6 protein-coding genes and 1 riboswitch are annotated in these 12,164 nt (G+C 63.6%); of the genes, 3 read left to right on the top strand and 3 right to left on the bottom strand.

The window, feature by feature from the left end; genetic code table 11:
• Positions 1-14: 14 nt before the first annotated feature.
• The 3 genes from FHE74_RS05140 to pgfA all read right to left on the bottom strand — a co-directional run bounded on the left by FHE74_RS05140 (position 15) and on the right by pgfA (position 8,868).
• Positions 15-4,028, bottom strand: coding sequence for a DNA-directed RNA polymerase subunit beta' (locus tag FHE74_RS05140; protein ID WP_139465431.1), 4,014 nt, complete (start codon positions 4,026-4,028; stop codon positions 15-17).
• A gap of 84 nt (positions 4,029-4,112) precedes the next feature.
• Positions 4,113-7,613, bottom strand: coding sequence for a DNA-directed RNA polymerase subunit beta (rpoB, locus tag FHE74_RS05145; protein WP_139465447.1), 3,501 nt, complete (start codon positions 7,611-7,613; stop codon positions 4,113-4,115).
• Between the two features lie 310 nt (positions 7,614-7,923).
• Positions 7,924-8,868 (bottom strand): cell envelope lipid trafficking protein PgfA, encoded by a 945-nt coding sequence (pgfA, locus tag FHE74_RS05150; protein ID WP_139465432.1) that lies wholly within the window; start codon positions 8,866-8,868, stop codon positions 7,924-7,926.
• A 94-nt stretch (positions 8,869-8,962) separates the two neighbouring features.
• A riboswitch (TPP riboswitch) is annotated at positions 8,963-9,059 on the top strand.
• Between pgfA and thiM the strand changes: the two genes are divergently transcribed.
• The 3 genes from thiM to FHE74_RS05165 all read left to right on the top strand — a co-directional run bounded on the left by thiM (position 9,050) and on the right by FHE74_RS05165 (position 12,028).
• Positions 9,050-9,871, top strand: a complete 822-nt coding sequence (gene thiM, locus FHE74_RS05155) for a hydroxyethylthiazole kinase (protein WP_139465433.1) — start codon at positions 9,050-9,052, stop codon at positions 9,869-9,871. (Overlaps the previous riboswitch by 10 nt.)
• A complete protein-coding gene (thiE, locus tag FHE74_RS05160; protein ID WP_180339680.1) occupies positions 9,864-10,532 on the top strand; it encodes a thiamine phosphate synthase in 669 nt (222 codons plus the stop codon). Before thiM ends, thiE begins: the two co-directional genes overlap by 8 nt.
• Complete coding sequence (locus FHE74_RS05165) at positions 10,529-12,028, top strand: bifunctional hydroxymethylpyrimidine kinase/phosphomethylpyrimidine kinase (protein ID WP_139465435.1); 1,500 nt, start codon at positions 10,529-10,531, stop codon at positions 12,026-12,028. The genes thiE and FHE74_RS05165 overlap by 4 nt, the downstream gene beginning before the upstream one ends.
• Positions 12,029-12,164 lie beyond the last annotated feature (136 nt).

Here is a 12,164-nt window from a genome sequence, read left to right on the forward strand (position 1 = left end):
CGTGCTAGCAGGACCTACTGCATGTCGAAGTGCTCGTCCAGCGGCACGGATGCGCCGGTGAACTCGCCGTAACCTTCGTCGCTGTAGATCGAATCCCCGTAGGTCGGGATGGAGTATGCCGCGTTGCGCGCAGCCTCAGTCGGGTTGACCGAGATGTTGCGGTAGCGCGAAATACCCGTACCGGCCGGGATGAGCTTACCGATGATGACGTTCTCCTTGAGGCCAAGCAGAGCGTCAGAGCGCTTGTTGATCGCCGCATCGGTGAGCACGCGGGTGGTCTCCTGGAAGGAGGCCGCCGACAGCCAGGACTCGGTGGCCAGGGAAGCCTTCGTGATACCCATGATCTCGCTGCGCAGCTCGGCGGGCTGTCCACCGTCGGCCAGGACGGAGGAGTTTGCCTGCTTCGCCTCGGAGAGGTCCACGAGCGTACCCGGCAGGTACGGCGTGGAGCCGGAGTCGATCACGGTACCGCGACGCAGCATTTGGCGGATGATGATCTCGATGTGCTTATCGTGGATCGCCACACCCTGGGTGCGGTACACGGCCTGCACCTCGTCGATGAGGTGCTTCTCGACGCCGCGGCGACCAAGAACCTCAAGAACATCGTGCGGATCAGCCGCACCGCGCATGAGACGGTCACCCACCTCGACGTGATCGCCGTCGGCAAGCGAACGCTCAATCATGGCCTGCGGGTTGGACTCCATCGGTCGGCGCACCTGAGCCAGACCCTGGCGCTTAGACAGCTTCTCGTAGATCACGTCATCGCCGCCGTCATCCGGGGTGATGCGCAGAGTCCAGAAGTTGCCTTCGTCCTCGAGCGAGACCGTACCGGCCACGGATGCGATCGGAGCACGGTTCTTTGGCACGCGGGCCTCGAACAGCTCCTGCACACGCGGCAGACCGCCGGTGATGTCGCCACCGACACCACCCTGGTGGAAGGTACGCATGGTCAGCTGGGTACCCGGCTCACCAATGGACTGTGCGGCGACGATGCCCACGGCCTCACCGATGTCCACGAGGTGACCGGATGCCATGGACTTGCCGTAGCACTTGGCGCACACACCGGTGGAGGTCTGGCAGGTCAGCACGGAGCGAACCTTTGCCTGCTCGATGCCCTTGGAGACCATGTTGTCGATGATCTCTTCGCTGAGCTCGAGGCCGGCCTCGTAGAGCACGTTGCCGTCGGCGTCCTTGACGTCCGCTGCCAGCACGCGGCCGGACAGGGAGGTCTCCACCAGGCTGTCGCGACCGTAGCTGGTCGGCTTGCCCGCGGGATCCATGAGGATCTCGGAAACCTTGACCCACACGCCCTGGCGGGTGCCACAGTCGTGCTCGCGAACGATGACGTCCTGCGCCACGTCCACCAGACGACGGGTGAGGTAACCGGAGTCTGCGGTACGCAGAGCGGTATCGGCCAGACCCTTACGGGAACCGTGGGAGTTGTTGAAGTACTCCAGCACGCTCAGGCCCTCGCGGAAGGAGGTCTTGATCGGGCGGGTGATGTAGTCACCCTTGGAGTTCACGACCATGCCCTTCATGCCGGCCAGGGTCCAGATCTGGCGCATGTTACCGGCAGCACCCGACTTCACGATCATCGGAATCGGGTTCTCATCCGGGTACATGTTCTCGACGGCCTGACCCACCGTGTTGGTAGCGTCCTGCCACAGCTCCACGAGTCGGTCGTAGCGCTCGCGCTCGGTGAGAGCACCCATGACCCAGAACTTGCGCTCGATGTTCTCGGCTTCCTTCTCGTAAGACTCGAGGATCTCGGTCTTGTTCGGAAGGACCAGAACGTCGGACATGGTGATGGTCACACCGGAGCGGGTAGCCCAGTAGAAGCCGGCGTCCTTGAGCTTGTCCAGGGTCTGGGCAACGGTGATCATCGGGTACTTGTTGGTCAGCTCCGAGATCACGTCGCCAAGCAGCACCTTGCCGCCGCCGCCACCCTTGCGGACCATCACGCCCTCGAGGTACGGGAAGTTCCACGGCAAAAGCTCGTTGAACATGATGCGGCCCAGCGTGGTCTCGGCGGTCCACGCCTGACCCTTGTCCCAACCATCGGGGAACTGCTCGGCCTCGACCTCTGCCGGCGGGCGGAGGTGGTCGATGCGCACCTTGATCGGGGCCTGCAGGCCCAGGACACCGCGGTCGCGGGCCATGATGGCCTCGGCGTAGGAGGAGTACACGCCGCGCGAGGAGTTTTCCTCGTCAGCCGCGCGGTAACCACCCTGGCCGCCGATCTGGTCCTCACGCTTGTCCATGGTGAGGAAGTACAGGCCGGTCACCATGTCCAGACGCGGCATGGCCAGCGGCTTACCGGACGCCGGGGACAGGATGTTGTTGGAGGACAGCATCAGGATGCGGGCCTCAGCCTGCGCCTCTGCGGACAGCGGCAGGTGAACAGCCATCTGGTCGCCGTCGAAGTCGGCGTTGAAGGCCTCACAGGCCAGCGGGTGCAGCTGGATGGCCTTACCCTCGACGAGCTTCGGCTCGAAGGCCTGGATACCCAGGCGGTGCAGGGTAGGTGCACGGTTAAGCAGCACGGGGTGCTCGGAGATGGCCTCTTCCAGCACGTCCCACACCTCGGGGCGCTGACGCTCCACCATGCGCTTGGCGGACTTGATGTTCTGCGCGTAGTCGTTCTCGACCAGACGCTTCATCACGAACGGCTTGAACAGCTCCAGAGCCATGAGCTTGGGCAGACCACACTCATGCAGCTTCAGCTGCGGGCCGACGATAATCACGGAACGACCGGAGTAGTCCACGCGCTTACCCAGCAGGTTCTGGCGGAAGCGACCCTGCTTGCCCTTGAGCAGGTCAGACAGGGACTTCAGCGGACGGTTGCCCGGGCCGCTGACCGGACGGCCACGACGGCCGTTGTCGAACAGCGCGTCGACAGACTCCTGCAGCATGCGCTTCTCGTTGTTCACGATGATCTCGGGGGCGCCGAGCTCGATCATGCGCTTGAGGCGGTTGTTGCGGTTGATCACGCGACGGTAGAGGTCGTTCAGGTCGGAGGTGGCAAAGCGGCCACCGTCGAGCTGCACCATCGGACGCAGCTCCGGCGGGATCACCGGAATAGCGTCCAGGACCATGGCTGCCGGATCGTTGCCGGAGCGCTGGAAGGCAGCGACGACCTTGAGGCGCTTGAGTGCGCGGACCTTCTTCTGGCCCTTGCCCTCGTTGATGATCTGGGTGAGCTCCTCAACCTCGGACTCGATGTCGAAGTTGCGGATCAGAGTCTGAATAGCCTCTGCACCCATGCCGCCGGTGAAGTAATCCTCGTAGCGGTCGACCAGCTCGTCGTAGATGGTCTCGTCGATGATCATCTGCTTCGGAGCGAGCTTGACAAAGGTCTGCCAAATCTCGTCCAAGCGCTCGACCTCGCGCTCAGCGCGCTCGCGGATGTGCTGCATCTCCTTGTCCGCAGCGTTCTGCACTTTACGACGTGCGTCCGCCTTGGCGCCGGAAGCCTCCAGCTCAGCCAGGTCGGCCTCGAGGGTGGCGGCGCGCTCGGCGATGTCGGACTCGGCGTCGGACTCAACGTCCTTCTTCTCCAGCAGCATCTCGGCTTCCAGAGTCGACAGGTCGTTGTGGCGTGCCTCCTCATCCACGGAGGTGATGATGTTGGCAGCGAAGTAGATGATGCGCTCGAGGTCCTTCGGAGCCAGGTCCAGCAGGTAGCCCAGGCGGGAAGGAACACCCTTGAAATACCAGATGTGGGTCACCGGCGCGGCCAGCTCGATGTGGCCCATGCGCTCGCGACGCACCTTGGACTTGGTCACCTCGACGCCACAGCGTTCACAGATGATGCCCTTGTAGCGGACGCGCTTGTACTTGCCGCAGGCACACTCCCAGTCGCGGGTGGGACCGAAGATGCGCTCGCAGAAGAGGCCGTCCTTCTCCGGCTTGAGGGTGCGGTAGTTGATGGTCTCCGGCTTCTTGACCTCGCCCTTGGACCAACGGCGGATGTCGTCGGCAGTGGCCAGGCCGATGCGGAGCTCGTCGAAGAGGTTTACGTCGAACACGTAACTCCCTTTCACCCTCTGCTCTGTTCGAGGCAGAGGGATCGAATGGCGGAAATGAACTTAAGCTTTGCGTATTTCGCCTGGCTAGGCGATGTCGGTGTCGGCGTCGGCACGCTCGTCGCGGGACAGGTTAATGCCCAGCGAGCTTGCGGCCTCGTCGTCCTCGTCGGAACCGGACAGCTCCATCGGGGTGCCGTCGGTCGCCAGAACCTCAACGTTGAGGCAGAGCGACTGCAGCTCCTTGAGCAACACCTTGAAGGACTCGGGGATACCCGGATCCGGAATGTTGTCGCCCTTGACGATCGCCTCGTAGACCTTCACTCGGCCCATCACGTCATCCGACTTGATGGTGAGCAGCTCCTGCAGGGTGTAGGCAGCGCCATAAGCCTGCATTGCCCACACCTCCATCTCGCCGAAGCGCTGGCCACCGAACTGTGCCTTACCACCCAGCGGCTGCTGGGTAATCATGGAGTACGGGCCGGTGGAGCGAGCGTGAATCTTCTCGTCCACCAGATGGTGCAGCTTGAGCATGTACATGTAACCCACGGAGATGGGGTGCTCGAACGGCTCGCCGGAACGGCCGTCGAAAAGCTGCGTCTTACCCTGCTCATTGACCATGACGTCGCCGTCGCGGTTCGGCTTAGAGTTAGCCAGCAGACCGGTCAGCTCCTCGTTGGAAGCGCCGTCGAACACCGGGGTGGCCGTCAGGGACTCCGGCGGCACGTCGTAGAGGTGCTCCGGGAGGGTCTTGATCAGCTCGGCGTTCTTCGGATCCTCCGGATCCACGGTCCAGCCAGCGTGTGCCAGCCAGCCCAGGTGGACCTCGAGGACCTGGCCGATGTTCATACGACGCGGCACACCGTGAGTGTTCAGGATGATGTCGACCGGGGTGCCGTCAGCCATGAACGGCATGTCCTCCGGCGGCAGGATCTTGCCCACGACACCCTTGTTGCCGTGGCGGCCGGCCATCTTGTCGCCGTCCTGGATCTTGCGCTTCTGAGCCACGTACACGCGGATCATCTCGTTGACACCAGGCGACAGATCGTCGTCGTCCTCGCGGGAGAAGCGACGCACGCCGATGACCTTGCCGGTCTCACCGTGCGGAACCTTCAGGGAGGTGTCGCGGACCTCGCGGGCCTTCTCGCCGAAGATGGCGCGCAGCAGGCGCTCCTCCGGGGTCAGCTCGGTCTCACCCTTCGGGGTGACCTTACCGACCAGGATGTCGCCGTCACGCACGTCAGCGCCGATACGGACAATGCCGCGATCGTCGAGGTCGCGCAGGACGTCTTCAGACACGTTCGGGATCTCACGGGTGATTTCCTCGGCACCGAGCTTGGTGTCGCGAGCGTCGATCTCGTGCTCCTCGATGTGGATGGAGGTCAGGATGTCCTCCTCCACCACGCGCTGGTTGAGGATGATGGCGTCCTCGTAGTTGTGGCCTTCCCACGGCATGAACGCCACGAGGAGGTTGCGGCCGAGAGCCATCTCGCCGTCCTTGGTGCCCGGGCCGTCGGCGATGACCTGACCGGCCTCGACGCGATCACCCAGGTTGACCAGCGGAACCTGGTTGTAGCAGGTGCCCTGGTTGGTGCGCTGGAACTTGCGCAGCAGGAAGGAGTCGCGCTGGCCCTCATCATCCATGATGGTGATGACGTCAGCGGTCACGTTCTCCACCACACCGGCCTTCGGTGCGATGACCAGGTCGCCAGCGTCGTATGCAGCGCGCTGCTCCATGCCGGTGCCCACGTAAGCGGACTCCGCGCGCACCAGCGGCACGGCCTGCTTCTGCATGTTCGCACCCATCAGGGCGCGGTTGGCATCGTCGTGCTCCAGGAACGGAATCATGGCCGTACCCACAGACACCATCTGGCGCGGGGAAATGTCCAGGTAGTCAACACCCTGGGCATCGGTCACGGCGATGTCGCCATCCTTGATGCGGACCTCGATGCGCTCCTCGGTGATCGTGCCGTCGGCATCCTGTGCAACAGAAGCCTGGGCGATGGAGAAGCGATCCTCCTCGTCAGCGGTGAGGTACTCGACCTGGTCGGTGGCCTTGCCGTCAACGACCTTGCGGTACGGGGTCTCGATGAAGCCGAAGGCGTTCACGCGAGCGTAGGAAGCCAGCGAGCCGATCAGACCAATGTTCGGACCCTCGGGAGTCTCGATCGGGCACATACGGCCGTAGTGAGACGGGTGAACGTCGCGGACCTCGATGCCGGCGCGCTCACGCGACAGGCCGCCGGGGCCCAGCGCGGAAAGACGACGCTTGTGGGTCAGACCAGACAGCGAGTTGTTCTGGTCCATGAACTGCGAAAGCTGCGAAGTACCGAAGAACTCGCGGATAGCAGCGGAAACCGGGCGCACGTTGATCAGGGAGGTCGGGGTGATCGACTCAGCGTCCTGGGTGGTCATGCGCTCGCGCACAACACGCTCCATGCGGGACAGGCCCACGCGAACCTGGTTCTGGATGAGCTCGCCCACGGTACGCAGACGACGGTTACCAAAGTGGTCGATGTCGTCGGTGTCCAGGGAGATGGTCTCGCCATTCGGGGCGGTCATCTCGCGCTCACCGGCGTGCATGCGCACCAGGTACTCCAGGGTGGTGGCGATGTCCTCTTCGGTCAGCGTCATGAGGCCGTCGTGGTCGCCGCCAAGACCCAGCTTGCGGTTGACCTTGTAGCGGCCGACCTTGGCCAGGTCGTAGCGCTTCGGACGGAAGAAGGCGTTCTCAATCAGAGACTGCGCCAGGTCGCGGGTCGGCTGCTCGCCCGGACGCTGCTTGCGGTAGATCTCCAACAGAGCCTCGTCGGTGTTAGCTACACCGTCGGACTCCAGGGTGGACATCATGATCTCGGAGAAGCCGAAGCGCTCCTTGATCTGCTCCTCGGTCCAGCCGAGGGCCTTCAGCAGCACGGTGACGGGCTGACGACGCTTGCGGTCGATGCGCACGCCGACGACGTCGCGCTTGTCGACGTCGAACTCAAGCCAAGCACCACGGGAAGGAATGACCTTCACGGAGTGCAGCGGACGCTCGGTGGACTTATCGATCGACTGATCGAAGTACACGCCGGGCGAACGAACCAACTGGGAGACGACGACACGCTCGGTGCCGTTCACGATGAACGTGCCCTTGTCCGTCATCAGCGGGAAGTCGCCGATGAAGACGGTCTGGGACTTGATCTCCTGGGTGTCGTTGTTAATGAACTCAGCGGTCACATACAGCTGTGCCGAGTAGTTCATATCCTTGTCCTTGCACTCGTCGACGGAGTGCTTTACCGGCTCGAAGCGCGGCTCGGAAAGGGAAAGGGACATGTTGCCCGAGTAGTCCTGAATCGGGCTGAGCTCGTGGAGGATGTCCTCGAGCCCACTGGTAATGACGGCGTCAGCGCCGCGCTCCTCCTGCTGCTTGGCGCGCCACTGCGGGTCGCCCACAAGCCAGGCAAAAGAATCGAGCTGAAGGTCGAGTAGGCCCGGTACAGCAATAGGCTCCGTGATCTTCGCGAACGAGTGTCGCGTCGGAGCCCCGGGGATTTCGGCCACTGACTTGGTCTGGCGGGAGACTGCCAAGATGGGTCCTTCCAGCACCTCACGCGTCTTAGTCGCGCCCGTGCTCACGGTCTGGCCACCGCGGGCACGTTTGACGGCTAAGCCGCTGGTAGATTTAGCATTCGGTCTGCTGTGGAGATCCGATCTAGAAAACAACAAAACCACCTTGTCAAGCCGAGTTTTTCAACTTCGGGCCTCACAAGGCTGAAATGGTGCGTGATCGGACTCCAGCGCAACGATGTAGCTTATACCAAATCCACAGGCATGTAAAGGCATAACTAAGCCCCGCCCACGGGCTCAGGCGCTAGACGCAAGGGAGCCTACCACCGAGCCGCGCCATCACCGCAACTTACTGGCGCACACGCGTGGAACCGCCGGCTGAACGACTCGTCGTGCTGCGCCCCTTGCCCAGAAAGGCACCCAGCAAACCGATCACGCTTAGGAACGCACCCAGTCCGATAACCACCCAGCGCCACCACTGTGCAGCCGACGCGCCGTGCACGCCAGAAAGCTCCTTGATAAGGGCCGCGGTCTGGTCGTCATGCATGGCGCCGTGGAACTTCAGGCCCTCTTCCACCCGAGCACCATCAGCCCGGCCATAGAACTGATCGACGTTGACCCGGGCGTCGACAAGCAACCCCGTGACCTGGTCAAAGTACAGATCCTTGGAGGCGGAATGGAAGAGATACAGCTGCTCGGTTCCCCCCTCTGGCGTGGGGACGACCTTGGTGTTAGCCAGTCCGGCGTAACGCTGAGCCACGTTGGTCGGCTCGATGGTCTGGCGGTAGTGGTTGACCGGACGTCCCTCGATTTCCTCATCCTCCATGCGCTGTGCGGGGACCGCGGCGCGCAGGGTCTCGTCAAAGATCGGGAGGGTGGGCGCGGTGGATTCCACCGGGATCTTCAGCCAGTGGCCGTCCACGTGCACCTGCGCTGCGGGCATACCGATGGTGTGCGTAAGGGTGGCCGGTGTGGTGGCCTCTCCCGTCACGCGGTCCAGGCTGTAAGACCAGGTCTGAGCCGTCATGAGCTCCTCAGGAGCCCCCTGTCCGCGGAACCATGTGGAGCCGATGCGTACGGCGGTGGTGTCCTCATCCGCCGGTGGCTGCACCTGCAGGTGCAGCTGGTGCGACACGTTCTCCTTTTCGTCGCTGATAGTCCACGTGGTGTTGCGCAAGTCGAGAGGCAGGCGCCCGTCGGCATTGATGAGCGCAGGTGCAAGGAACCCACCAGCGACCAGGGCGATACCCAAACCGAGCAAGAGCGCGGACAAAACGCGGGACAACGGAAGCATGGTTAAACACTGTAGCGGTTGGATCTGGTACCCCCGAGCGCCCGCCCCGTTCGGAAAGCCTGCATTTCTAGCGTGCTTCTTCTGTTAGTCTCACGGCCGTGACATGGGGTGCCGGATCATTCCGGCTGAGATCAAACCCATCGAACCTGCTCTAGCTCGTACTAGCGAAGGGATTGTCCTAATGAGCTATACCTATGCCGACCTTGCCCAACGTGTTCGTGAGGTCGCACCTCTGACCCACTGCCTGACCAATTCGGTCGTCCCGGAGATCACGGCCAACGTGCTGCTCGCAGTAGGTGCCTCGCCCGCGATGGTCAATCACCCGGAGGAGTCCCGGATTTTTGCGGGGATTGCCGATGCCTTGCTCATCAACGTCGGCAACATCACTGACCCCGATGTGGCTGCGATGAGAGCCGCCATCGAGGGCGCACAGAAAGCCGGAACGCCGTGGGTACTTGATCCTGTTGCCGTCGGCGGGTTGCCGGTGCGCACGGAGTTTGCCCGCAGCCTCGTATCCGGGGCCTATCCTCCCGCAGCGATCCGCGGCAATGCCTCGGAGATTCTGGGCCTGGCGGGGCACTCCGGTCGCGGACGTGGGGTCGATTCCGGAGACAGCGCCGACGATGCGCTTGAGGCCGCCCGCGAGCTGGCGTCGCGTACCGGGGCGATCGTAGCCATTTCGGGCCCGACCGACATCATCGTTTCTGAGCACACCACCACGCACGTGCGTGGTGGGCATGAGCTCATGCCGCAGGTCATCGGCACGGGGTGCTCGCTGGGCGCGGTCGTGGCCAGCTACCTCGGCGTTCACTCCGACGACCTTGCACTGCGCCATGCAGCCGTAGTCGCAGCTCATGCACATTGCGCGGGCGCCGGCACACGGGCTGGAGCTGACCCACAGGTCAAGGGGCCAGGAACGTTTGCCCCGGTGTGGCTGGACTGCCTTGTGCACGGGCCCGAGTCGGTTGAGGCCTGCACCATCGCGGAAGGCGCACATGACTAGTCGCTTGCGCCGAGGGATCTACCTGGTCACCGATCCGCATATGAATCCGGTGGTGGAGACGGTTCGGCTGGCACTGGGCGTCGATAAGCGTGATGGAAGCGGACCTGCCCTGTGTGCTGTACAGATCCGCGACAAGCATGCCTCCGATGCGGACGTTGCTCGCTTGGCTGAGCAGTTGGCTCCGCTGTGTGCGCAGCGCGAGGTGCCGCTCTTTATTAACGATCGCGTTGCCGTGGCCCAAGAATTGGGACTGCACGTGCACATCGGCCAGGGCGACGCACCGTTTGCCGAGGTGCGCGAGAGCCTGCCGCCCGAGTGCATGGTGGGGCTTTCCGCAGGCAATGCTGCGGAGATCGCTGCTGCGGGCGCGTCACCGGTTATGCCGAGTTACCTCGGGATCGGACCGGTGTATTCCACGGCGACGAAGGCCGATGCACCGAGTGGTCTGGGGGTGGATGCCCTGGCTCAGTACGCCCGGCAGGCCCGTGAACTGGGAATGCCGAGCGTGGCCATTGGAGGTATTGCGCCAGAGAATGCTCGCGCCATTGCGCCACACGTCGATGCCGTGTGCGTGGTGTCCGCCATCATGGCCGCCGATGATCCGGCCGCTGCCACTGCCGCCCTCGATAAGGCACGAGCATTCATGGAGGAAGAAGCATGATCGCACGCGTGCTGTCTATCGCCGGCACCGACCCGTCCGGGGGCGCTGGTCTACATGCAGATCTCAAGTCCATCGCTGCTGCCGGTGGGTACGGGATGGCGGCGGTGACCTCGATCGTCAGCCAGAACACCCACGGTGTGGCCGCTGACATCCTGCACCTGGATCCGCGTGTAGTGCGCGACCAACTCGACGCCGTGGCTACGGATGTGAAGATCGACGCGGTGAAGCTCGGCATGCTCGGGTCGGTGGAGCTCATCGAGGAGGTCAGTGACTTTCTGCGCACGGTGGATGCCGTCGTGGTTCTCGACCCCGTCATGGTCGCCTCGAGTGGGGACGCTCTCTTGGGGGATGAGGCCCGCGCTGCGCTGGTTGCGCTATGCGAGCAGGCCACCGTGGTCACCCCCAACATCCCCGAACTGGAGATTCTCACCGGTTCCGGCCCCATAACTTCCCTCACGCAAGCCCTCGAAGTCGCCTCGCATTGGGCTGTACATGCCGGAGTGAGCGTGGTGGTCAAGGCCGGCCACCTCAGCGGCGACGACGCGGGTACCTACTGGGTCGATGCTCACGGCGTGCAAGCTCGGGTGCCTGCCCGACGGTTGCATACCACCAACACGCACGGCACGGGTTGTTCCTTGTCGTCGGCGCTGGCCACGCGTCTGGTTAACCACTCCCCCGCGGACGCGCTGCGCTGGGCTACGGAGTGGGTGCACGAATCCATCGCGGCTGGGGCCGAGTTAAAGGTGGGAACGCTTCTCGACGACTCCCCCAGCCACGGCCCCATCGATCACGGCCGCCGCGCTCGCATGCTGGGAATTGCCGGCCACCAGATGCCAGAGCAACCTGCGCTGAATTGCGAGCCGTTGATTTCCCCGGCAGGACCAGGCACCGCCGCCATGTGGAGTGCCGGTGAAGGGTGGCTCGCTGCCAGCATGGACTGCGAATTCGTGCGCACGCTTGCCGACGGCACCCTCGCTCCCGAAGACTTCACCTTCTACCTGGCACAAGACGCTGCCTATTTGGGTGAGTACTCCCTTGCCCTGCGAACGCTGGGCGAGCGCACAGGCGATAAGCACTGGTTGGATTGTTCCGCGGAGGCCGAACGAGAATGCGCCGAACTACATGCGCGCCGCCTGGGAGGCCGGGACCCGGTTCGGCTGAGCCGCACCAACCAGGCCTACACCGACTTCCTTCTAGCCAGGTGCCATGCCGACGATCCTCTCGTGGGCATGGCCGCAGTATTGCCATGTTTCTGGCTCTACGCAGAGCTGGGCAAGCGGCTTACCCCGGAAAACGCCGGTGAGTATGCGGACTGGGTGAGTGCCTACCGCGATGACAGCTTCGCCGAGGTCACGGGGCGCACCCTGGAAATAGTGGAGCGAGCGTGGGCCGGGGCTGAAGAGTCGGTGCGCGAGGCCGCTACCCAGGCTTTTGTGCTGGCCTGCCGGTACGAATACGACTTCTGGCTGCAGGCCTTCCAGCGCCGGGAGCCTTAGGCGGGCTGCGGCCCGGCAGGGCGTGCGGGGTGTGCGGGGTGGGCGGGCGTTGAAGTGCAAATGTCTGCACGACGGTGGATGTCAACCTGTTTGGAGTCACTGCACCCCCACAAGATTGATACCCACCTGCTCAGCA

The organism is Corynebacterium tapiri, assembly GCF_006334925.1.
Lineage (GTDB): Bacteria > Actinomycetota > Actinomycetes > Mycobacteriales > Mycobacteriaceae > Corynebacterium > Corynebacterium tapiri.